This is a genomic window from Postechiella marina, assembly GCF_039538365.1.
In the GTDB taxonomy this organism is placed as follows: Bacteria; Bacteroidota; Bacteroidia; order Flavobacteriales; family Flavobacteriaceae; genus Postechiella; species Postechiella marina.
The window spans coordinates 435,310-458,922 of sequence record NZ_BAABCA010000001.1; the positions used below are offsets into that span (position 1 = coordinate 435,310).

Sequence of the window (23,613 nt, forward strand, 5' to 3'; positions counted from 1 at the left end):
AGGTTAATTGTTATTTGGTTCCTAAGTAAAGAGGTCCAGTAAATGGTTCCAATCCACTGTTTTTTAAGACTATTATATAATAATATGTTCCGTTAGGTACTTTGTCTGCTGTTCCAATTGATGATTTGTGAGCAGATCCTTTCCAGGTTCCTTGTTTTTCTCCTAATGTGTATGCATCATCTTCATAAATTAATGCACCCCATCTATTAAATATTTTTACATTAGCAGTAAATCCACATAAATCAATTCCCATAATATCGAAACTTTCATTTATACCATCACCATTAGGAGTTAAAGCTGTAGATATTTCAATATCATTTTGACCACATGGTAAAACAACACAATCTGCATTAATAGATAAAGATATTTCGGTTACACTAATACATCCATTATCTGTTGTTGTATAGCTAAATAAGTAGTCTTTTGTGCCTTCTCCAGGAAGAAAATCTTCGGCTAGTTCAAGAGTACTTGGGTTAAAAATATTATTATTTAATTCTGCATTAGTATCGCCTTCTAATAATTCCCATACGCCAGATAAATTTTCTACAGTAACATACTCATTTAAATCTATAAGACCATCGTCAAAACATTTTTCTGGAGCAGTAACTTGAATTACGACTTCGTCTAGAATTACAGTAAGTGTTTGTACATAATCTTTTTCGTTGCCACAATCATCTTTAACAGTCCATGTTCTTACAATTTCGTAATCTGTAGGTGTATTTTCGTTAAAAGAGTTTGTTTCATTAAAATCTACTGTAACACTTGAAGAACAGTTATCTACGAAATCTAAATTAGGTATTTCAGGAATATCTGTACAGCTTACAGTAATACCAGCCTCAAAAGTAGTTGTTGGTTCTGGAGCTGTAGTATCTTGTACAGTTATTTGTTGCATATGGCTTATTGCTAAACCACATTCATCTGTAGCAGTATAAGTTCGCTCTATTACATAAGAAGAATCGCAATCTCCATCTATTTTAACATCTACTACCGTTACGGTTGCTGTATTACAATTATCTGAAGCAGTTATATCTTCAGCATCAGGAATATTGTCGCATTCTACAGTTATATCCAAAGGTAATGTACTAGTAAATTCAGGAGCAGTAGTATCTTCAACCGTAATTGTTTGTGTGTGTATTGTTGTTAAGTTTGAAGAGTCTGTTGCTGTCCATGTTCTTTCTAATGCATAATTAGATTCACAATTGCCATTTATTCTAACTTCTTCAAACGTAACTTGTGCATCTCCACAATTATCGATTGCAGTTAAGGTTTCTGCATCAGGAATGTTGTCACATTCTACAGTTGTGCTAGTAGGCAGTGTTTCTACAAATTCTGGTGCAAGGTTATCTACAACAGTTATGGTTTGTTCGCAATTGGTTTCGTTACCAGCTTCGTCTGTAATAGTCCATGTAACAATGGTTTCTCCAACATTAAAAGTAACAGGAGCATTGTTTGTAATAGTAAGGTTGGTACAATCTTCTGCCTCTAAGTTACCTATATCAACATTGGTAGCGCCACAAGTATTGGAGTCTACATTAACGGTAACATTTTCTGGGCAAATTATTTCAGGTAAACTTTGGTCAATAACTGTTACAGTTTGTTGGCATGTAGCAATGTTTCCTGAGCCATCTGTAATTGTCCATGTTATAACAGTTTCTCCAATTGCAAAAGGTTCTACAGCATTATTGGTTACAGATTCTACTGTGCAATTATCGTTAGTTATTGCTTCACCTAAATCTACATTACTAGCAGAACAAGTGTTTGGATCTGCAGTAATAGTTAAATTCTCAGGACATGTTATTGTAGGTAATTCAGTATCTACAACAGTTACGATTTGTTCGCAGGTTACAGTGTTTCCAGAACCGTCTATAACTGTCCATGTTACAGTAGTATCTCCAATAGCGAATGGTTGTACAGCATCATTTGTAATAGAAGCTATACTGCAATTATCATTTGTAGTAGGAGTTTCAAGATCTACAGCCGAAGCGGTACATAATCCAGCATCGGTAGATACAGAAATATTACTAGGACATGTTATTGTTGGTAGCTCATTATCTATAACGGTAATAGTTTGTTCGCAGTTAGTTTCGTTACCAGCTTCGTCTGTAATAGTCCATGTAACAATAGTTTCGCCTACTTCAAAAGTAGAAGGCGCATCGTTTATAATTGTAATTGTAGTACAATCTTCAGCAGCTAAAGTACCTAAGTCAACATTTGTAGCACCACATGTACCTGGATCAACATTAACAGTTATATCTTCAAGACAGGTTATTTCAGGTAAACTTTGGTCAATAACTGTTACAGTTTGTTGGCATGTAGCAATGTTTCCTGAGCCATCTGTAATTGTCCATGTTATAACAGTTTCTCCAATTGCAAAAGGTTCTAGAGCATTGTTTGTAATAGAATCTACTGTGCAGTTATCATTTCCAATTGCTTCACCTAAATCTACATTACTAGCAGAACAAGTGTTTGGATCTGCAGTAATAGTTAAATTCTCAGGACATGTTATTGTAGGTAATTCAGTATCTACAACAGTTACGATTTGTTCGCAGGTAGCTGAGTTTCCAGACTCGTCTGTAACTGTCCATGTTACAATAGTATCTCCAATAGCGAATGGTTGTACAGCATCATTTGTAATAGAAGCTATACTGCAATTATCATTTGTAATAGGAGTTTCAAGATCTACAGCCGAAGCGGTACATAAGCCAGCGTCGGTAGATACAGAAATATTACTAGGACATGTTATTGTTGGTAGCTCATTATCTATAACGGTAATAGTTTGTTCGCAGTTAGTTTCGTTACCAGCTTCGTCTGTAATAGTCCAATTTACTATTGTCTCTCCAATATTAAAAGTAGAAGGCGCATCGTTTGTTATTGTAATGCTAGTACAATCTTCTGCATCTAAATTTCCTAAATCAATATTTGTAGCAGTGCAAGAACCAAGGTCTGTATTTACAGTTAAGTTATCTGGACAAACTATTTCAGGTAAATCTCCATCAATAACTGTAACAGTTTGTTCGCAAGTAGCAGTGTTTCCAGAACCATCTGTAATAGTCCAAGTTACAGTGGTATCTCCAAGTGGAAATGGCTCTAAAGCATTATTTATGATAGAGGCTACAGAACAATTATCGCTTCCTGTAGCATCTCCAAGAGCTACATTTGAAGCAGAGCATAGCCCGCTATCTGCATTTACTGTAATGTCTGGAGGACATATAATTGTTGGTAACTCGTTATCTGTTACCGTAACAGTTTGTTCGCAAGTAGCAGAGTTTCCAGAACCATCTGTAACTGTCCAAGTTACAATAGTATCTCCAAGAGCGAATGGTTCTACAGCATCATTAGTAACCGATGCTACCGTGCAGTTATCATTTGAAGTTGGAACATCCAGATTTACACCTGAAGCAGTACATAAACCGGTATCAGCAGAAACCGTTACATTTGTTGGGCATACAATTGTAGGTAGTTCATTATCTGTTACTGTAACAATTTGTTGACACGTAGCACTATTTCCAGAACCATCAGTTACTGTCCAGGTCACTATTGTGTTTCCAATAGTAAAAGGTTCTGCAGCATCATTGGTAATAGATGCCACAGTACAATTATCATCTGTAATCGGGTTGCCTAGATTTACATTGGAAGCTGTACATGAGCCTAAATCAGTAGAAATAGTTATATCGCTAGGACAAGATATTGTAGGTAATTCATTATCTGTTACTGTAACAATTTGTTGGCATGTAGCACTGTTTCCAGAACCATCTGTGACTGTCCAAGTTACTGTAGTATTTCCAATAGCAAAAGGTTCTGTAGCGTCATTAGTAACAGAAGCTATACTGCAATTATCATTTGTAATAGGGGTGTTTAGATTTACATTTGAAGCAGTACATAAACCAGCATCTGCAGTTGTTGTTATGTTTTCAGGACATGTAATTGTTGGTAGTTGTTCATCTGAAACAGTAACAGTTTGTTCGCAAGTAGCACTATTTCCAGAATCATCCGTTACTGTCCAAATTACAGTTGTATCCCCTAGCGGAAAAATAGCAGGCGCATTGTTACTAACAGTTGTCTCAACACAGTCTGAGGTTGTAGGAGTGCCTAAGTTTACATTTGAAGCAGTACATAAATCAGCGTCAGTATTTACAAATACATTAATGGGGCAAGTAATACTTGGGGCTATATTATCAACAACTGTTACTGTTTGTGTACAAGTAGCACTGTTTCCAGCTTCGTCTGTAACTGTCCAGGTTACAGTTGTATCTCCTATAGGATAAGAATTTGGGCTATCATTGGTTATTGTATCTATATTACAGTTATCTGTAGCTGTTGGTAAACCTAAATCTACAGTAGAAGAAGAGCAATTTGCTACATCTACATTTACTGTGACATTGTTAGGGCACGAAATTATAGGTAACTCTGTATCTTCAACAATAACAGTTTGGTTAACATTTACGCTATTACCATTCCCATCATCAAAATTCCAAGTAATAGTATAAGTACCTTGGTTATTATAAGTTAAAGGGGCGTTGGTTGTAGCTGTGATTGTTCCCGAACAATTATCAGTAGTTGTAGGCGCAGTAGCAGTAACCGAACATTGCCCTGTTAAATCTGTAAGTGTAGGTTCTGCTGGCGCAGTTGTATCATTTACAATAACAGTTTGGTTAACATTTACGCTATTACCATTCCCATCATCAAAATTCCAAGTAATAGTGTAAGTACCTTGGTTGTTATATGTTAACGGATCGTTGGTTGTAGCTGTGATTGTTCCCGAACAATTATCTGTAGTTGTAGGCGCAGTAGCAGTAACTGTACATTGCCCTGTTAAATCTGTAAGTGTAGGTTCTGCTGGCGCAGTTGTATCATCAACAATAACAGTTTGGTTAACATTTATGCTATTACCATTACCATCATCAAAATTCCAAGTAATAGTGTAAGTGCCTTGGTTATTATAAGTTAACGGATCGTTTGTTGTAGCTGTGATTGTTCCTGAACAATTATCTGTAGTTGTAGGCGCAGTAGCAGTAACCGAACATTCACCTGTTAAATCAGCAAGTGTAGGTTCTGCTGGCGCAGTTGTATCATTTACAATAACAGTTTGGTTAACATTTATGCTATTACCATTACCATCATCAAAATTCCAAGTAATAGTGTAAGTACCTTGGTTGTTATAAGTTAAAGGGTCGTTGGTTGTAGCAGTGATTGTTCCCGAACAATTATCTGTAGTTGTAGGCGCAGTAGCAGTAACCGAACATTCACCTGTTAAATCAGTAAGTGTAGGTTCTGCTGGCGCAGTTGTATCATTTACAATAACAGTTTGGTTAACATTTATGCTATTACCATTCCCATCATCAAAATTCCAAGTAATAGTGTAAGTACCTTGGTTGTTATAAGTTAAAGGGTCGTTTGTTGTAGCTGTGATTGTTCCCGAACAATTATCTGTAGTTGTAGGCGCAGTAGCAGTAACCGAACATTCACCTGTTAAATCAGTAAGTGTTGGTTCTGTTGGCGCTGTTGTATCATTTACAATAACAGTTTGGTTAACATTTACGCTATTACCATTACCATCATCAAAATTCCAAGTAATAGTATAAGTACCTTGGTTATTATAAGTTAAAGGGTCGTTTGTTGTAGCAGTGATTGTTCCCGAACAATTATCAGTAGTTGTAGGCGCAGTAGCAGTAACTGTACATTCACCTGTTAAATCAGCAAGCGTAGGTTCTGCTGGCGCAGTTGTATCATTTACAATAACAGTTTGAATAGCATCAGTACTATTACCATTACCATCATCAAAATTCCAAGTGATAGTGTAAGTGCCTTGGTTGTTATATGTTAATGGGTCGTTTGTTGTAGCTGTGATTGTTCCTGAACAATTATCTGTAGTTGTAGGCGCAGTAGCAGTAACCGAACATTCACCTGTTAAATCAGCAAGCGTAGGTTCTGCTGGCGCAGTTGTATCATTTACAATAACAGTTTGAATAGCATCAGTACTATTACCATTACCATCATCAAAATTCCAGGTAATAGTGTAAGTGCCTTGATTATTGTATGTGAGAGGGTCACTTGTTGTCCCTGTTATTACATTTCCACTACATCCATCTGTAGTTGTAGGAGCAGTAGCAGTAACCGAGCATTGCCCTGTTAAATCAGAAAGAGTTGGTGCAGTAGGTTCTGTTGTATCATCAACAATAACAGTTTGGTTAACATTTATGCTATTACCATTACCATCATCAAAATTCCAAGTAATAGTATAAGTACCTTGGTTATTATAAGTTAAAGGGTCGTTGGTTGTAGCTGTGATTGTTCCTGAACAATTATCAGTAGTTGTTGGCGCAGTAGCAGTAACCGAACATTGCCCTGTTAAATCAGAAAGAGTTAGTGCAGTAGGTTCTGTTGTATCATCAACAATAACAGTTTGGTTAACATTTATGCTATTACCATTACCATCATCAAAATTCCAAGTAATAGTATAAGTGCCTTGGTTATTATAAGTTAAAGGGTCGTTGGTTGTAGCTGTGATTGTTCCCGCACAATTATCAGTAGTTGTAGGCGCAGTAGCAGTAACCGAGCATTGCCCTGTTAAATCAGAAAGAGTTGGTTCTGCTGGCGCAGTTGTATCATTTACAATAACAGTTTGGTTAACATTTATGCTATTACCATTCCCATCATCAAAATTCCAAGTAATAGTATAAGTACCTTGGTTATTATAAGTTAAAGGGTCGTTGGTTGTAGCTGTGATTGTTCCCGCACAATTATCAGTAGTTGTAGGCGCAGTAGCAGTAACCGAGCATTGCCCTGTTAAATCAGAAAGAGTTGGTGCAGTAGGTTCTGTTGTATCATCAACAATAACAGTTTGGTTAACATTTATGCTATTACCATTCCCATCATCAAAATTCCAAGTAATAGTATAAGTACCTTGGTTATTATAAGTTAAAGGGTCGTTGGTTGTAGCTGTGATTGTTCCCGCACAATTATCAGTAGTTGTAGGCGCAGTAGCAGTAACCGAACATTGTCCTATTAAATCAGAAAGAGTTGGTGCAGTAGGTTCTGTTGTATCATCAACAATAACAGTTTGGTTAACATTTATGCTATTACCATTCCCATCATCAAAATTCCAAGTAATAGTATAAGTACCTTGGTTATTATAAGTTAAAGGATCGTTGGTTGTAGCAGTGATTGTTCCTGAACAATTATCAGTAGTTGTAGGCGCAGTAGCAGTAACTGTACATTCACCCGTTAAATCAGCGAGTGTAGGCGCTGTAGGCGCTGTAGAATCTTGTATAGTAATTAGTTGTGTAACGTTAGTAACATTATCACAATCATCAGTTACACTATAAGTTCTCGTTATGATTTCTGGATTAGAACCATTATCAGAAATATCAGAAAGGTGTGTAACGGTAGGAAGTATCCCAGAATTGTCAGCTAAATTTGTAACAGTGGTAATATCTGCTTGCGGTACATTTTGATTACATTGTACTGTTATAGCAGCTGGAGGAGTAGCAGTAGGAGCTTCATCTACATAGTCTCGATAATTTATGTCAATAATATTAGGAGCAGGTATGGGTTCTCCTTTACAAGGGCCACTTGTTTCGTAGCCTCTAATTAAATTAGTAGAAAATGATGTTCCTGATGTTGCTCCTGTACCAGAAATGGTTCCGCTGAGGCTAATAGTAGGGTTGTTTTCAAATACTGTACTCTTTAAAATATCACAATCTTGTGTGGCTGTAAGTTTAAATGTTATATCTGCTAAAACGGTATCTGGGTCGTTGGGCTTTGGTAAATTACCTATTTCCCAAACAATAGAACCATTAGGGCCAAAGCCAGGTCCTGTTTTGTATTCCGGAAGGGTTGTAGTTGTTAGAGGCGCATAAGTATTAGAACTTACAGAAAGAGAACTAGCATCTACACTTGTTGGTATGGGTAGAGTGATAATAGTTTTATCTATAGCTTCTGTACCAGTATTTTTTAGTTCTATTTTATAAGATACATTTTCGCCAGGTATAATTTCTAATGTGCCAGGGTTTGTGTTTCCATTTACCTCTGTAGTAGTTAATATACCTTCAGGTTCTGGAACATAAGCATCAACAGAAAACGTTACATTAAATATAATATACGTATCTCTAGTAGATCCATATCTAAATCGTGTATATGTTTGATTGTTTTTTATAACTTCAATAATACTGTTGTCAATATCAAACATAGCAATGTCTAACCCTGTATTGTTTTGCAAATTAGGGTTTCTAAGATTTCCACCGGTATTAATAGAAGAGTCGAAAAAGTTAGTAGCAGAATTTGTAGAATGACTTAGTGGTTGGTATAAGTTATTATTTAAAGTACTTACATTATTCGGGTCATCATCATTATCAGGAATTAATATATGAAAATAATCACCAGAAACTCCAACATCTCCTTCTCCAGACATAAGACCTAGCTTTAGGTTTACGTCTCCATTTTGTACTGCATTAAAGCCATTAATATCAAGCGTTTCAATTCGAGGGTTTGTAGGAGAACCTATTTGAACATAGGCATGACCATCAAAAACAGTAACATCTCTATAATTCATTTTAGAGTTTTCGTAAACAACTACCATTCCCCATCCACCGTAATATCCAATATCATCGGTAGAGCCTTCTCTTAAAGCTAAATCTGCAACAAAATATTCACCAATACCATTTTGTTGCACATATTCAGTAATTTCAGAATATGCAGAATACATTTTGCCATGTTGACTTGTCGGGAAGTATATCTCGTCTGCGGTAAGTTCTGTATAACTCGTAGAATTTGGACCTTTTAATTTAGCTTTATTTGTATTAAATGTTTTAGTTTCTCCATTTTTAGTAACCTCAAATTCATTTGTAGCAGTTTCAGAGACTGTAAAAGCTCTTCCTGTCCAATATAAACCTGCATAAATAATATTAGAACAATTTTGATCAGCACCATTTTCATTAGAAAAAGTTAATGTAGAAGAAGATGAATTCCAAGTATCATCATCGCCATCAATATCTACATAACGCATATCATTATTATTGTTGGTAGAGTTACCATAAGTTACCAAGGTTAAGTTGGTATTACCCATCATAGTAAAATCTCCTTTAACACTATAGATAGTGGGTGCAGGGCTAGGAATTACAGTAGATGTTCTAGGAGTAAACTTTACTATTTCTTGAGAGTAGCTAATGCCAATGTTAGCTAATAGTAATATAGCAAGCAGAATGAAATTAACAATTTTGGGTTTCAATTCTGATTTGGTTAGGTATGTTTTTTCCATTTCTTAATCTATTAAATTGATCTTGAGACTGAATTTATGATGGATTTTCCATTTTATAGAAAACTCTATTATGCTCTTTTGTTTTTATAAAAGATTTAATTTGTGCTTCGTTAGGTTTAAAGTAGCACCTTATAAATATGTATTTTAAATTATCGAAACCTTTTAATGAAGATAAATCCATTGTATTTTGGATTTCAGAAATAGTATCAAGTGTAATTGTTATTATTTCAATGTTTTTAAAGTTGTGGTTAGCGGTTTTTAAATAATTAAAAGCGCCTGTTCCTCTTAAAGCTAATTTTTTAGGTTTTCCATCTCCATAAGCCTTTTTTATTTTGCCATTATTAACATAATAGGTTGTATAAATGTTTTCTATAAGATTGTAAAACTCTACTCTATCTAAACTAGAGCCTTTTTTATACTTCCCTTTATTTACTTGTCCTTGCGTTTTTGCAATAGTAGCATTGTCTAGTTCATAAATATCTTTTTCTTGCGCGTTTACATGTTTTACAATTACTAATAAAAATAAACATGTAATAAGGCTCGACCTTAAGGTTAAAGTTAATTTATTACTCATGACATTATCAATTTATATTTTGTTTAACTATATGTTTATGTTTGGCAATGTTTACTAATTAAATAATTCTTGATTGTATTAGCTATAGTCATATGGTATTATTGACGATAACAAATAATTTACTTGTGTTTTGAGGGAAAAAACAGAGAGGGAGAGCTTGTAATACGTAGTATTGTTTTTTTTTGAAATTAGATTTGGGGTCATAATTTTCTGTAATTTTAAGGTTAACAAAAAAAAACATATAATAATAGAAAGTCAAAAATATGTGGTTAAACACGAATAAACTCGTTAAAAAGAAAAATCTTTCATTTTATCGTGCTTTAGTAATGTTTAATCGGTGCGTGTTGTTTTGTTTATATTTTTGTCCAGTAAACTTTATCTTTTACCAACAATTATTAATAGCTTTACATTGCAAATAACATGATTTTTATCGATAATAACAACTTTTAATCGATAATAAACGCGCTTAATCGAAAAACATGAAAAAGTTAATTATAATAAGACACGCTAAATCATCATGGAAATATGATGTTATAGATCACGAAAGACCATTAAATTCAAGAGGATTATCAGATAGTGTTTTGATTTCTAGTACTTTGAAGTTTAAAAATATAACAGCAGATCTAGTTATGGTAAGTGACGCTTTTAGAACAAAAGAAACTGCAAATATTATTCTCAAGGCATTAAAATTTGATGAAAATAAGGTTATTTTTAATCATGATTTGTATGATTTTGAAGGGCGAAATTTATTGCAGGTTATTAAAAATTGTGACAAAAGCATAAATACCTTAATGGTTTTTGGTCACAATCACGCGATAACCTCATTTGTAAATACTTATGGTAATAAAATTATAGAAAACGTACCCACATGCGGAGTAGTGATTATTGATTTTGATATAGATAGTTGGAAGGGTTTAAAAAAAGGCAAAACGGTAGAAACAATTTTTCCTAAAAATTTAAAAAATTAAAAAGCACTTTTAGTAAAAAAATGTTGATGTTAACTAATCATCATTAGTAGGTTAATTTATCAATTAAAAGCCTTTGTTTTTGGTGGTTTGTTAAATATTTTGTGTAACAAAATAGGCGTAAAAACCTAAAATAATTGAATTAAAAAAAATACATTTTATTAGATTTAAATTTCAATTTAAATAGAATATATTTGTTTTTAGATTATGAAAATAAAATAAATAATGATCAAAGCCGAAAACCAAAACAACCAGTATATAAACAGAGAAATTAGTTGGTTACAATTTAATGGAAGAGTTCTACAAGAAGCTTCAGACAAAGATGTACCTTTAATAGAACGTTTAAGATTTCTTGGAATTTTTTCTAATAATTTAGATGAGTTTTTTAAGGTAAGATATGCAACAGTTAAACGAATTGTTGATGCAGGAAAAGGAGGGAAAAATGAGTTAGGAGGTATTAGGGCAAAAGAATTATTAGCCATAATAACAAAAAAAGTTATTGAGCAACAAAGCGAGAGTTTAAATATTCTTAATAGCATAAAAGACGCCTTAGAGGGAGAAAACATTTATGTTATTAACGAGACGCAAATCGATAATTACCATCATAATTTTATTAAAAAATATTTTATAGAAGATGTAAGCCCTGCATTGGTAACCATTATTTTAAACGATATGGTAGAGCTTCCTAATTTAAAGGATAGTGGTGCTTATTTGGCGGTAAGAATTTTAATGAATGATGATACTAAGCAATTTGCTTTAATAGAAATACCAAAAAATATAAATCGCTTTGTAGAGTTACCTATGCAAGGAGACAAGAATTATATTATAATGATAGACGATTTAATTCGTTATTGTTTAAGCGATATTTTTAATATTTTCGATTATAAGAGTATTAGCGCTCACATGATAAAAATTACGCGTGATGGTGAATTGGATTTTGAAAGTGATTTAAGTAAAAGTTTTATGGATAAAATCTCTGATAGTGTAAAACACAGGCAAGTTGGAGACCCTGTACGTTTTGTATACGATAAAACCATAAACGATGATACATTAGAGTATTTAATGTCTAAAATGGGAATAGATCAAACAGATAGTATTATTCCTGGTGGACGTTACCATAATAGAAGAGATTATATGGGGTTTCCTAGTTTAGGACGCAAAAACCTTATGTACGATAAAATGCAAGCCTTACCAGTAAAAGGGTTAAGCTTAGAAAGTAGTATTTTTGATGCTATTTCGCAGAAAGATTATTTGCTATATGCGCCATATCACACCTTTTCGTATGTTGTAAAGTTTTTAAGAGAAGCAGCCTTAGATCCTAAGGTAAAAAACATAAAGATTACAATATACCGTTTAGCTCAAATTTCGCATATTGCAAGTGCTTTAATAAATGCAGCCATAAACGGAAAAACAGTAACCGTTTCTATAGAGTTAAGAGCAAGGTTTGATGAGCAAGCAAATATCGATTATGCTCAACAAATGGAAAACGAAGGTGTTAATCTTATTTTTGGAGTACAAGGACTAAAAGTACACAGTAAAATGTGTGTTGTAGAGCGAGAAGAAGGAAAAAAAATAAAACGCTATGGCTTTTTAAGTACAGGTAACTTTAACGAATCCACAGCAAAAATATATACAGATTATACCTTGTTTACTTCAAACCAGAGTATACTTAAAGATGTAAATAAGATTTTTAGTTTCTTTGATACTAATTACAAAATATACAGATATAAGCACTTAATTACTTCTCCGCATTACACACAAAGTTCTGTTTTTAAATTAATAGACAAAGAAATAAATAAAGTAAAACAAGGTAAAGAAGGATTTATTCGTTTAAAAATGAATAGTATATCTAGCTATAAAATGATAGATAAACTTTATGAAGCTAGTAGAGGCGGAGTAAAAATTCAAATGATAGTTAGAGGTATTTGTTGCTTAATTCCGGGAGTAGAAGGAATGAGCGAAAATATTGAAGTTATAAGTGTTATAGATAAGTTTTTAGAGCACACCAGACTTTATGCTTTTGGTAAGGGTGAAGAAGCAAAACTTTATATTTCTTCTGCCGATTGGATGACAAGAAATATAGATAATAGAGTAGAGGTAAGTTGCCCTATTTACGACGAAGATGTAAAACAAGAAATATTGGATACTTTTAACATTTGTTGGAGCGACAATGTTAAAGCTAGGCTTCTAAACACAGATATAGAAAATGAATACAAAATAGATAACAAGCCTAAAGTAAGATCTCAAACCGCTATTTACGATTATTATTTAAATAAGAATGTTTAATATATGCTTTCAATAAAAAAATACGCAGCCATAGATATTGGCTCTAATGCAGTACGTTTACTAATTTCTAATATTATAGAAGAAAAAGGTAAACCGGTACAATTTAAAAAAAACTCATTAGTTCGTGTGCCTATTCGTTTAGGAGCAGACGTATTTTTAAAAAATAAAATATCTAAAGAAAACACACAAAGAATTTTAGATACCATGTTAGCCTTTAGGCTTTTAATGAAATCGCATAAAGTAGTTAAGTATAAAGCGTGTGCAACATCTGCCATGCGCGAATCAGAAAATGGAAAGAAACTAGTAGAAAGGGTCTTAAATGAATCTGGAATTAGTATAGATATAATTGGAGGCGAAGAAGAAGCAGCTATAATAGCAGCAACCGATTTAAACAAGTTTATAGATCCAAATAAAACCTATTTATATGTAGATGTGGGTGGTGGAAGCACAGAGTTTACAGTAATAGATAAAGGTATACAAGTAGCATCAAAATCTTTTAAAATAGGTACCGTAAGGTTGCTTAACGATATGGTGAAGCAAGAATACTGGAAGGAATTAGAGCAATGGATAAAAGAAAAAACAAACCAATACGATAAAATTAGTGTTTTAGGTTCTGGAGGTAATATTAATAAAATATTTAAGTTATCTGGTAAGTCTATGGGTAAGCCATTAACTTTCTTTTACTTAACATCTTATTATAATATGCTTCAAACTTATTCTTACGAAGAGCGTATTACAGAATTGGGTTTAAATCAAGATAGAGCAGATGTTATAATTCCAGCAATGCGCATTTATTTGTCTGCAATGAAATGGAGTAGTTCTAAGCACATATATGTTCCAAAAATAGGATTGGCAGATGGTATAATAAAAAGTATATTTTACGACACTGTTTCTAGTAATACACAGTAAAATATTGCTTTTTACCCTTTATAATTGTTCTTTTTTAATTTTATAATATATATTCGTACATATATAATTACTAGATAATTATACCCTAAATCTATTAAAATGAAATTAGCATAACCTAGTTCTCTTCTATTTATGGAAGCTTTTTAATATGCATATAACATTATTTTATTTACGATTAATAAAGAAAAAGATGAAAAAAATATTACTATTAGCTTTATTTCTTGGTGTTTCAATTCAAGGCTTTTCTCAAAAAGGAATGTATGGTATTCGTGGTGGTTACAATATTTCTAATTTGAATTTTGAAGAAGGAAAAAGCTCAAATATAGAGAATAAACATAGAAACAGTTTTTATATAGGATGCTTTGGAGATTTTAAATTATCTGAAAAAGTATCTATTGTTCCAGAATTACAGTTTTCTGCTGAAGGTGCTAAAGATGAAAGATTACATTTAGATTATATTCAAGCTCCAATTCTTTTTAAATTAAAAATAAGCCCGAAAATTCGATTAGCAGCAGGGCCACAAATAAGCTTAAAGTCTTATAAATACGAAGACGGTGTAAAAAACTTTGCTTATTCTGGTGTTGGAGGTGTAGAGTATAAATTAACAGAAATGTTGTTTATTGATTTGCGATATACTTTAGGGATGTCTAATATCTTTGACGAGCATTTAATTACAGAAGCAAAGAACACAAATATTCAATTTGGAGTTGGTTACCAATTCTAAAAGCTAAAATATAAAAAACAAAAAAAGCTCTATTATTATAATAGAGCTTTTTTTGTTTAACCGTGTATAGATTCGCTTTTACTAAGGTTTTTCATAATTTCGGCTTCAAACTCTAAAAGAGCTTGCCACTTAGTGTCTACCTCTTTTTTATCTCCATATTGTCTAGCAAAGCCTAAAAACATGGTGTAATGGTTGGCCTCACTTACCATTAGGTTTCTGTAAAACTCTGCCAATTCTTTATCTTCTAATTCTTCCGATAGTAGTCTAAAACGTTCACAACTTCTAGCCTCAATTAAGGCAGCATAAAGTAACCTGTGTACTAATTGGTTAGTTCTGCTTCCTCCTTTAGGAAAAAACGTTATTAATTGTAAAACATAATCGTCTCGACGGTCTCTTCCTAAGGTCCAACCTCGCTCTAAAATTTTATCGTGAACCATTTTAAAGTGACTTATTTCTTCTTTAACCAAAGCAGTCATTTCCTGTACTAAATCAGAATATTCAGGGAAACTAACAATTAAAGAAATAGCAGTACTTGCTGCTTTTTGTTCGCAAAAGGCATGATCTGTTAATATTTCTTCAATATTTTTTTCTACAATATTTACCCATCGTGGGTCTGTTGGAAGTTTTAGTCCTAGCATAATTATAATATTAAATGGGGTAGCTCTTGGTGGTGTGCATAGTATATTTGCCTGTTTTATCTATATGCAGGTTTATTCTAAAGTCTAATTCGTGATTAGGGTTGTAAGCATTTATACTAAAATAGATTGCTTTTTTATTTGTTATAAATGTTTTTTGGTCTAGATTTAAATCTCTTATAATTAAATCGTCTTTGCCTATTTTGGTAAGTATGTTGGTATTATTTTTTAAAAAAGCTGTGTCTATATCATTATCAAAAATTAGCTCATCTTTATAATATAATTGTAGTTTTACTATGCTTTTTCTGTAATATAAACTTTTAGTTAATTGGTTATTTGTATTTTGTTTTAAAATAGCTTGATCCATATTAGCAGAAGACATAATTTTAAATTTAAAGTGGTTACTTAAAATTGTATCTGTTACTGTAATTTTATTTTCTTGAGGTATAAAACTAGCTGTTTCTATAGGAGTAATAGAATTTTTAAATCTAGAAACAGATTGATTTAATAGGTCCTTTTTATATTTTTTACTATCGCAGCTGCTAGCTATGCCTAAAACCATAATTAAAAATAAAAGGATTAATTTATTCATAATAAGGATTAATTTATTCATAATAAAGAATTATAGAACATCTAAATCAAATGTGCGTCTTAAAAGTTCTAAATTAGGATTTTTTTCTTTTAACATTTCAAATTTATCTGCTGTAGTGTAAGCGTATTGTTTTTCTAAAACTTCGTTTATGGTAATAGAAAGGTTTACGTTATAGTTGTTTACAGATTTTCTAAGGTAATTCATTAAATCGTATTGTTGGCGTTCCAATTCTACCTTATTTGTTTCGTTAGGGTATTCTAAATGTATTGTTGTTCCTTTTACTTTAGGTACAGCCATAGATAAAATAGAGGCTAAGTTATGTTTGCCTTGCTCTATTAATATTTCTGTAAATTTATGCCAATGTGCTATTAAATCTTCTGGATCGAAATCTTCTGTTGGTAAGTTTTCTTCTTCAACAACAACGTCCATTTGTTTAATTTGATGCGCTTTTTTGGCGCGAATACTACTAAGAGATAGTCCGGAAGATCGTCTTTCGTTTTGTTTTAATATAATTTTTTTTGGCGTACTGTTAGAAAACTGACTTGTGTTTTTTGTAGCAGTATTTGTTTCTTCTTTTTTCTCTACTTCTTGGGCATCTTCTTTTCTAGCAACATTAACTGGTACAGGGGTAATGCCTTTCTTTTTAAAATAAGAAGCTGGTATTATGTAATGTTTGCTATTTTTTTTTTTTCTCCATCAAAAGTGATAGAGGCAAGCTGCATTAAACAAAGTTCGACGAGAAGTCGTTGGTTTTTACTGGATTTATACTTGAGATCGCAGTCGTTAGCAAGATTTATGCCTTGTAATAAAAACTGTTGCGATGCTTTTTTAGATTGCTCTAAGTATTTTGTTTTAGTTTGATCTCCAACCTCTAGCAAATCTATAGTTTGTGGTGTTTTACTAACAAGTAAATCTCTAAAATGAGAGGCTAAACCTGCTATAAAATGGTGTCCATCAAATCCTTTTGATAAAGTGGTGTTAAATTGTAGCAACAATTCGGGTATTTTATTCTCTAAAATTAAGTCTGTACTAGTAAAATAGGTTTCGTAGTCTAGTACATTTAAGTTTTCTGTTACTGCTTGTCTTGTTAGGTTTTTACCAGAGAAACTCACTACTCTGTCAAAAATAGATAAAGCATCTCGCATAGCGCCATCAGCTTTTTGAGCTATAATATGCAAGGCATCGTCATCTGCTTGTACTCCTTGTTCTTCGGCTATATATTTTAAGTATTCTTTAGCATCTTTTACCGTTATACGCTTAAAATCGAAAATTTGACAACGAGATAGTATGGTTGGTATAATTTTATGTTTTTCGGTAGTTGCTAATATAAAAATGCAGTGTTTTGGTGGCTCTTCTAATGTTTTAAGAAAGGCATTAAATGCAGCTTGAGATAGCATGTGTACCTCATCTATAATGTAAACTTTGTATTTGCCTACTTGTGGAGGTATTCTAACTTGGTCTGTTAAGCTTCTAATGTCGTCTACCGAGTTGTTTGATGCAGCATCTAATTCGAAAATATTAAAAGCGAAATCTTCCTCAGAATTTTCAGAATCTTCACTGTTTATCATTTTAGCTAGAATACGTGCGCATGTTGTTTTGCCAACACCACGTGGCCCTGTAAATAATAAGGCTTGTGCTAAATGGTTATTATCGATAGCATTAAGTAACGTGTTGGTAATGGCTTGTTGCCCCACTACATCTTTAAATGTTTGAGGTCTATATTTTCTTGCCGATACTATAAAGTGTTCCAAATTTTATCGAATTTGATTTTAGCAAATTGTGATAACAAAGTTAAGAAATAGGCTTAAAATTAAGAATTTTGTTAGGTTGTTTTTTGGATAGTTATTAACATCTTTTAAAACTAGGTACTACTCGTAGTTAGTTATTTGTAATTATAATTTTTTTGTAATGCTGCTTGCGTTAGGGATTAAGGTATTGTTGAAGCTCTTTTTGTGTTGTTGCGTATATGCAACACAAAAAATCGACTACCGAAAGCCCGACCCCTTGTGGTAACGCCTAAATTTTTAAATAGTGTTAAATAAACTTAGATTTTAGTGTTTGTTTATTGTAATTTTGTAAACAAGTAAATCGCCCTATCGAACTAAAGTTAATTTTGGTTAGGAAAGTCCGGACACCGTAGTGCAATGTAGTGGTTAATGGCCACCAGCCGAGAGGTTAGGAAAAGTGCAACAGAAAGTATGTACAGGTAATGCTGTAGTGAAACCAGGTAAACTCTATGTGGTGCAATGTCATGTAAACCAGTGATTGAAGGCGGCACGCTTGATGCTGGAGGGTAGGCAGCTAAAGCGTATTGGTAACAATGCGCTAAGATAAATGATAGGGGCTCTTTTAGGGTACAGAATCCGGCTTATAGATATACTTAAATAAACAGAAGAGCTACTTTTTTTAGAGTAGCTCTTCTTGTTTTTAATAGAGTGACTAATTCTATAATTATTATTGTTTATTAGAAAAATAATATAAATCGGGCCTCATTTGCCCTGTATACTCCTCAATTCTTGAGGTGTATTTTAATAGTTTTCTAAAAGTTTCTATACGTTCTGGACCAAGAACTTCTTTGTTATTTATGCTTTTTGTCGCAGAGTCTATTTCATCTTTACTGGAAATTACTACGAGGTAATAATTTTCTAATTGACCAAATACACCTTGATATATTCTGTAATAGTTTTTCGATTTTTTTGAAGTAAACATATCTTTTACAGCGCTTATGTTTTCTCGTATTTTTTCGGCATTGCTAGGTGTGTAATAGAGGTATAAGAAATCGAGGTAGTTTTCGTCTTCACTTGATGAAGACTCGTTTTCTGGCATGTACGATAGTTTTTCGTTTAAGCTTATAATGTACGAACCGTGGGTGTCGTAACAAGCATTAAATTTTTTAAAGAGTTTTGAAAAATCGTCGCCCATAGCTTTAGCCATGTCTGCAAAAGGGTCTACGTCTAGTTCTGCAAAGTTTTTTATGGGAGTAAGGTAAAAGTAGTTTAAGTTACTTGTGCTTACTGTTATCCAGCTGGTTTGTAAATTGTGTTTAGTGCTAGCTGTAATAAATTCTTTTGAGGTTTCTTCGTACTGGTTTAGCATTGATGGCTTTACATTGTCTTGATGTACCAAGTACATTTTTTGATAAGCTGCAAGGTTTAGTGTTAAAAACATGGTTAACACTAGTGTTAAAACGGTTTTAAATGGTTTCATAATTATTGGTTTTTGGTTAGTATTAGTTAACAAAAACCATAGCAATAAGATAAAACAAAGTGTTTTCTAGGAAAAAAATAATATGTTAGAGTCGGGGATGACTCTTAAGGAGGATGCTAATTTACTGATAAAAAACGACTTACGTTTCGTTTAAATGTTAAATTTATTGTTTTTCGAAAAAACTAAACATATTACCTCCATAACTTTTTGAATAATCGAAGTTTTCTAAATGAGATAAATCTGTATGTTTAGAGTGTTCTATAATTAAAATACCATCTTCTAACAAAAGATTATTTTTAAATACTAATTCTGGTATTTTGGCAAATAATTCTACAGTAAAATTATATGGAGGATCTGCAAATATAATATCTGCTTGTAAACTAGACTTTTCTAAAAATTTAAAAACATCACTTTTTATAACCTGCAGTGGCATATCAAAAGCATCTGCGGTTTGATTTATAAATTTAACACAGCCATGGTCTTGATCTACACAAGTAATTTGCTCTGTGCCACGCGAAGCGAATTCGTAACTTATATTGCCAGTGCCTGCAAACAAATCTATAACAGATATTTCATCAAAATAAAAATGATTATTTATAATATTAAAAAGGGACTCTTTGGCCATATCTGTTGTTGGGCGAACAGGTAAATTTTTTGGCGCAACAATTTTTCTACTTTTATATAATCCTGAAATAATACGCATTAAAAACTTTTTATTAAAGTGAAATTACTGTGGTTTGTATTTGGTGTTTTGGTGTATTTATAGTTGTCGTTTCTATTACCAAAATGTATGTGTCTAATGTACTTGTAGGTTATATTGTAAATGGCATCATCTTTTGTTATATCGCCTAAAAAAACAAGTTCTACTTGCTCTGGGTTTAAATGTAATTGCTCTGCAGTAAATAATAGATAATAAATAAAATCTTCTTCACTATTATATTCAAAACTATTGTATAGTAAAAGTTTACCGTCTTTGGTTATTACAAGTTCGAAATGGTTCGAGCTTACATGTGCGTAAATTTTAGTAGATGTGTTATTTTTTTCTAACAGCAATATTTGTTCTATTAAAATAGTAGAAAAGTGTTTGAAAGTAAAAGCGCCAAATTTTTCGTAAATAAAATTATTAATATTTACATAAGGTACATAAACGTTAACGCTTTCGTTTAGTTTAATATCATCGTAAGTTATATAGTCAGACTTGAGTATTTTAGAATTAAATTTAAGGTAGTCTGCTATATTATCTTCATTAAATAAAGCTTTGGGTACCAATGTGGCTAACTCGTTAACATGTATTATGTAAACAGCGTCAAATTGCTTTTGTAGAGCTTCCTCTGTATTAAAAAGTTGTTTTAATTGGTCTAGAAGAGCAAAAGGGTTTAGTTTTTTATTAAAGCTAAAATGGTTTAAATAGCTTATGGTATTGGTTTCTTTTTGTAGTATACAAAAAGAAAGTCCACTCAAACTAATTTGAATGGACAATTCTGTATAATTATTTACGTCTTTAATCTTAGTTTGTGTCATAAAGTTTAGGCCAGTTTCCAGAGGTATTAACTTCGTCCATAGAACCAACTTTAATGTTATCACCATTCACAGCTTCAACAGACATAACTTGATTTTCTGCTACTAAAAGATCTTTATCTTGATCGTATAAAATAATATCTTTTTTAATAGAAGCTTCAAATACAGGTATTTTAACATCGCTTTGCTCGATAAATCCAGCTTTAAGTTCAAATTTAGCACCCGGTTTACCAACACCTTCTGGTAAATTCATCATGTTTTTGTATCGTGTAGATCCTTTAAATAAAGAATCTTTAACAGATGCGGTGCCTAATGTATCTATAACTACAATTTCTTTAGTCATAGAGTTTAATCCAAAACGTCTATTTGCTTCCTCATCAATTACTGTAGAATCTTTACGTTGTGTAATTGTAAACTCTGCTGTATCAATAAATTTAATTAAATTTTCAAATTTATCAGCAAATTTACCTGTCACTGTTCTGTGCGCTAATTGTGCATCCCTAATATCTTCTAAGCTACTAATAACTTTAGCGTATCGTTTTTCTTTTTCTTGGTTAAACAAAATAGGATTGTAAACAGACATATATGTATTGTATCCTAAAAAGGCAATCAACGCCCAAAGAGCAACTATTAATACTGGTTTAAACTTTGTAGGTATAAATTTATCTACAAGCTTAACCAAACCGATTGTTAATAATATTACACCAACGGCTACAAGAAGAATTTTAAACATAGTATACTATTTTATTTATAAAGTTTATTTAATGGTCTTTCGCAAATCTACAATTTTTTTTTAATCGTAAAAACCATTGTAGCTAAAAATCATTTCTATATTTGAATAAATTTTAATTTTTAAGTCAGAAAATGACCTCATCTCAATTTTATTCGCTTGTAAAACAGTCTTTTCCGTTTGCTCCAACGTTAAAACAAAATATTGTACTTCAGCAATTATCTAATTTTATTTTCGATAACTCTAAAAACAAGCTTTATTTGCTAAAAGGGTATGCAGGAACGGGTAAAACCACCATTATTGGTAGCATTGTAAGCAATTTATGGAAAGCAAAAATGAGTGCTGTTTTAATGGCTCCCACAGGTAGAGCTGCAAAAGTAATTGCTAATTATTCCCAAAAAGAAGCGTTTACAATTCATAAAAAAATCTACTTTCCTAAAAAAGAGAGTGGAGGTGGAGTAAAATTTGTTTTACAACCAAATAAGCATAAAAACACCATTTTTATTGTAGACGAAGCATCAATGATTCCAGATACACCAGGAGAATCTAAATTTGTAGAAAATGGATCTTTACTAGACGATTTAATGCAATATGTTTATGCTGGTAAAAATTGTAAGTTACTTTTAATAGGAGATACTGCACAGTTGCCTCCCGTAAAATTAGATATTAGCCCTGCTTTAGACGAAAATAAATTAGAATTAAACTACGATAAGGAGGTTATAAAAATGGAACTAGACGAAGTGGTTAGGCAAGGACAAGACTCTGGTATTTTGTCCAATGCTACTATACTTCGAGAAGTTTTAGCAAGTTCGTTTTTCGAATCGTTTCAATTTAATTTAGGCCATTTTAAAGACATTGTTAGATTAACAGATGGATACGAAATTATGGAAGCCATAGATGGTGCGTACAGTAATTTAGGAAACGAAGAAACCGCAATTATTGTAAGAAGCAACAAGCGTGCTAATTTATACAATAAGCAAATACGTAGTAAAATTTTGTTTAACGAGCACGAATTGTCTTCTGGAGATTATTTAATGGTAGTTAAAAATAATTATTTTTGGTTAAAATCTAATTCAGAAGCTGGTTTTATAGCAAATGGAGATATTATAGAGGTTCTAGAAATTTTTAGCATTAAAGAACTGTATGGTTTTCGCTTCGCGGAAGTAAAAATTAGAATGGTAGATTATCCGAAGATGAAACCTTTTGAAACCGTTTTAATGCTAGACACTATTGATGCAGAAACACCATCGTTACCTTACGAAGATTCTAACCGATTATATCAAGAGGTAATGAAGGATTTTGAAGACGAAACCAGCAAATATAAAAAGTTTTTAAAAGTAAAAAACAACAAGTATTTTAATGCTTTACAAGTTAAGTTCTCGTATGCAATAACATGCCATAAATCTCAAGGAGGCCAATGGAATACAGTTTTTGTAGAACAACCGTATTTACCAGATGGTATAGACAAAGATTATTTAAGGTGGTTATACACAGCTGTAACAAGAGCTAAAGAAAAACTATATTTAATAGGCTTTAAAGACGATTTTTTTGAAGAATAGTATTTAATTAAGATTTAATGTAAATTTATAAACCTAAAATTAAAAGTCTATAAAAAGGTGATTATATTATGACAATAGAAACGATTATAAGTATTTGCCTTGGTATTGGTTTGGCTGCATCGGTTGGTTTTAGAGTGTTTTTACCATTATTTGCATTAAGCTTAGCGTCTTATTTTAATGCTTGGGAGTTAAATGAATCTTGGCAATGGATTGGCAGTTTAACAGCTTTAATAACCCTGGGTGTAGCTACATTAGTAGAGGTTTTTGCTTATTACATTCCTTATGTCGACAACCTTTTAGATAGTATATCGGTTCCTTTAGCAGCGTTCGCAGGCACTGCGGTAATGATGTCTACTGTGGTCGATTTAAGTCCAGTAATTACTTGGGCTTTGGCTATTATAGCAGGAGCAGGTACAGCAAGCGCCATTTCTAGCTCGGCAGGAGTAACACGCTTAGCATCAACAGCATCTACAGGAGGAGTAGGCAACCCTATTGTGTCTACAATAGAAACCGGTACAGCAATTACAATGTCTGTAGTTTCTATTTTTTTTCCAGTATTAGCTATTGTATTAGTAGTTGTAATCTTAATTGTTATCTTTAAAATATTCAAAAAGTTTAGACCTTCTAAAGGTTAAAATCAACAATAATTATTATATTT

The 23,613-nt window shown here is 32.4% G+C and carries 14 protein-coding genes, 1 other RNA gene and 1 pseudogene; 7 read left to right on the plus strand and 9 right to left on the minus strand.

Translation table 11 applies throughout. The features are described 5' to 3' along the window. Window positions 1-10: 10 nt before the first annotated feature. Together ABD715_RS01780 and ABD715_RS01785 are read right to left on the minus strand one after the other, a co-directional pair. Entirely contained in the window at window positions 11-9,256 is a 9,246-nt protein-coding gene (locus ABD715_RS01780; protein ID WP_344786339.1) for an HYR domain-containing protein, read from the minus strand. 34 nt (window positions 9,257-9,290) lie between these two features. Further along, the gene (locus tag ABD715_RS01785) at window positions 9,291-9,830 is read right to left on the minus strand and encodes a hypothetical protein (RefSeq protein WP_344786341.1); all 540 of its coding nucleotides are present in this window, start codon (window positions 9,828-9,830) and stop codon (window positions 9,291-9,293) included. A gap of 479 nt (window positions 9,831-10,309) precedes the next feature. Between ABD715_RS01785 and ABD715_RS01790 the strand changes: the two genes are divergently transcribed. From ABD715_RS01790 to ABD715_RS01805, 4 genes are all read left to right on the plus strand, one after another. Further along, the gene (locus ABD715_RS01790; RefSeq protein ID WP_344786343.1) at window positions 10,310-10,798 is read left to right on the plus strand and encodes a SixA phosphatase family protein; all 489 of its coding nucleotides are present in this window, start codon (window positions 10,310-10,312) and stop codon (window positions 10,796-10,798) included. 222 nt (window positions 10,799-11,020) lie between these two features. Further along, a complete protein-coding gene (ppk1, locus tag ABD715_RS01795) occupies window positions 11,021-13,081 on the plus strand; it encodes a polyphosphate kinase 1 (RefSeq protein WP_344786345.1) in 2,061 nt (686 codons plus the stop codon). Window positions 13,082-13,084: 3 nt separating this feature from the next. Next, window positions 13,085-13,990, plus strand: a complete 906-nt coding sequence (locus ABD715_RS01800; RefSeq protein ID WP_344786346.1) for a Ppx/GppA phosphatase family protein — start codon at window positions 13,085-13,087, stop codon at window positions 13,988-13,990. A 190-nt stretch (window positions 13,991-14,180) separates the two neighbouring features. Beyond that, window positions 14,181-14,714: a porin family protein gene (locus ABD715_RS01805; protein WP_344786348.1), complete on the plus strand. Its 534-nt coding sequence runs from the start codon at window positions 14,181-14,183 to the stop codon at window positions 14,712-14,714. 56 nt (window positions 14,715-14,770) lie between these two features. Here ABD715_RS01805 and ABD715_RS01810 read toward each other — a convergent pair whose 3' ends face one another. The 3 genes and pseudogenes from ABD715_RS01810 to dnaX all read right to left on the minus strand — a co-directional run bounded on the left by ABD715_RS01810 (window position 14,771) and on the right by dnaX (window position 17,692). After that, complete coding sequence (locus ABD715_RS01810) at window positions 14,771-15,352, minus strand: MiaE family protein (RefSeq protein ID WP_344786350.1); 582 nt, start codon at window positions 15,350-15,352, stop codon at window positions 14,771-14,773. A gap of 10 nt (window positions 15,353-15,362) precedes the next feature. Beyond that, window positions 15,363-15,941 (minus strand): hypothetical protein, encoded by a 579-nt coding sequence (locus ABD715_RS01815; protein WP_344786352.1) that lies wholly within the window; start codon window positions 15,939-15,941, stop codon window positions 15,363-15,365. A 30-nt stretch (window positions 15,942-15,971) separates the two neighbouring features. Further along, window positions 15,972-17,692, minus strand: a pseudogene (gene dnaX, locus ABD715_RS01820) (DNA polymerase III subunit gamma/tau). A gap of 329 nt (window positions 17,693-18,021) precedes the next feature. Here dnaX and rnpB point away from each other — a divergent pair. Continuing rightward, window positions 18,022-18,328, plus strand: an RNA gene (gene rnpB, locus ABD715_RS01825) — RNase P RNA component class A. 67 nt (window positions 18,329-18,395) lie between these two features. Here rnpB and ABD715_RS01830 read toward each other — a convergent pair. The 4 genes from ABD715_RS01830 to ABD715_RS01845 form a co-directional block, all read right to left on the minus strand. Next, window positions 18,396-19,148 carry a hypothetical protein gene (locus ABD715_RS01830; RefSeq protein WP_344786354.1) on the minus strand — a complete coding sequence of 251 codons (753 nt, stop codon included), beginning with the start codon at window positions 19,146-19,148 and terminating at the stop codon, window positions 18,396-18,398. A gap of 163 nt (window positions 19,149-19,311) precedes the next feature. Further along, complete coding sequence (locus tag ABD715_RS01835; protein WP_344786356.1) at window positions 19,312-19,851, minus strand: RsmD family RNA methyltransferase; 540 nt, start codon at window positions 19,849-19,851, stop codon at window positions 19,312-19,314. Then, window positions 19,851-20,669, minus strand: coding sequence for a DUF3822 family protein (locus ABD715_RS01840; protein ID WP_344786358.1), 819 nt, complete (start codon window positions 20,667-20,669; stop codon window positions 19,851-19,853). The genes ABD715_RS01835 and ABD715_RS01840 overlap by 1 nt, the downstream gene beginning before the upstream one ends. After that, window positions 20,656-21,399 (minus strand): hypothetical protein, encoded by a 744-nt coding sequence (locus ABD715_RS01845; RefSeq protein ID WP_344786360.1) that lies wholly within the window; start codon window positions 21,397-21,399, stop codon window positions 20,656-20,658. The genes ABD715_RS01840 and ABD715_RS01845 overlap by 14 nt, the downstream gene beginning before the upstream one ends. Before the next feature lie 131 nt (window positions 21,400-21,530). Here ABD715_RS01845 and ABD715_RS01850 point away from each other — a divergent pair, with 131 nt between their 5' ends. Both ABD715_RS01850 and ABD715_RS01855 read left to right on the plus strand, forming a co-directional pair. Further along, window positions 21,531-22,955, plus strand: coding sequence for an ATP-dependent DNA helicase (locus tag ABD715_RS01850; RefSeq protein WP_344786362.1), 1,425 nt, complete (start codon window positions 21,531-21,533; stop codon window positions 22,953-22,955). 68 nt (window positions 22,956-23,023) lie between these two features. Next, a complete protein-coding gene (locus ABD715_RS01855) occupies window positions 23,024-23,590 on the plus strand; it encodes a DUF4126 domain-containing protein (protein ID WP_344786363.1) in 567 nt (188 codons plus the stop codon). The last annotated feature ends 23 nt before the right edge of the window (window positions 23,591-23,613 follow it).

What these genes read in the sequence shown, in the direction of transcription:
- ABD715_RS01790 (WP_344786343.1), top strand. Translation starts at nt 10,310, where the DNA reads ATGAAAAAGTTAATTATAATAAGACACGCTAAATCATCATGGAAATAT.
- ABD715_RS01780 (WP_344786339.1), bottom strand. Translation starts at nt 9,256, where the DNA reads ATGGAAAAAACATACCTAACCAAATCAGAATTGAAACCCAAAATTGTT.
- ABD715_RS01830 (WP_344786354.1), bottom strand. Translation starts at nt 19,148, where the DNA reads ATGAAACCATTTAAAACCGTTTTAACACTAGTGTTAACCATGTTTTTA.
- ABD715_RS01835 (WP_344786356.1), bottom strand. Translation starts at nt 19,851, where the DNA reads ATGCGTATTATTTCAGGATTATATAAAAGTAGAAAAATTGTTGCGCCA.
- ABD715_RS01810 (WP_344786350.1), bottom strand. Translation starts at nt 15,352, where the DNA reads ATGCTAGGACTAAAACTTCCAACAGACCCACGATGGGTAAATATTGTA.
- ABD715_RS01805 (WP_344786348.1), top strand. Translation starts at nt 14,181, where the DNA reads ATGAAAAAAATATTACTATTAGCTTTATTTCTTGGTGTTTCAATTCAA.
- ABD715_RS01785 (WP_344786341.1), bottom strand. Translation starts at nt 9,830, where the DNA reads ATGAGTAATAAATTAACTTTAACCTTAAGGTCGAGCCTTATTACATGT.
- ABD715_RS01855 (WP_344786363.1), top strand. Translation starts at nt 23,024, where the DNA reads ATGACAATAGAAACGATTATAAGTATTTGCCTTGGTATTGGTTTGGCT.
- ABD715_RS01815 (WP_344786352.1), bottom strand. Translation starts at nt 15,941, where the DNA reads ATGAATAAATTAATCCTTTTATTTTTAATTATGGTTTTAGGCATAGCT.
- ABD715_RS01845 (WP_344786360.1), bottom strand. Translation starts at nt 21,399, where the DNA reads ATGTTTAAAATTCTTCTTGTAGCCGTTGGTGTAATATTATTAACAATC.
- ppk1 (WP_344786345.1), top strand. Translation starts at nt 11,021, where the DNA reads ATGATCAAAGCCGAAAACCAAAACAACCAGTATATAAACAGAGAAATT.
- ABD715_RS01800 (WP_344786346.1), top strand. Translation starts at nt 13,085, where the DNA reads ATGCTTTCAATAAAAAAATACGCAGCCATAGATATTGGCTCTAATGCA.
- ABD715_RS01850 (WP_344786362.1), top strand. Translation starts at nt 21,531, where the DNA reads ATGACCTCATCTCAATTTTATTCGCTTGTAAAACAGTCTTTTCCGTTT.
- ABD715_RS01840 (WP_344786358.1), bottom strand. Translation starts at nt 20,669, where the DNA reads ATGACACAAACTAAGATTAAAGACGTAAATAATTATACAGAATTGTCC.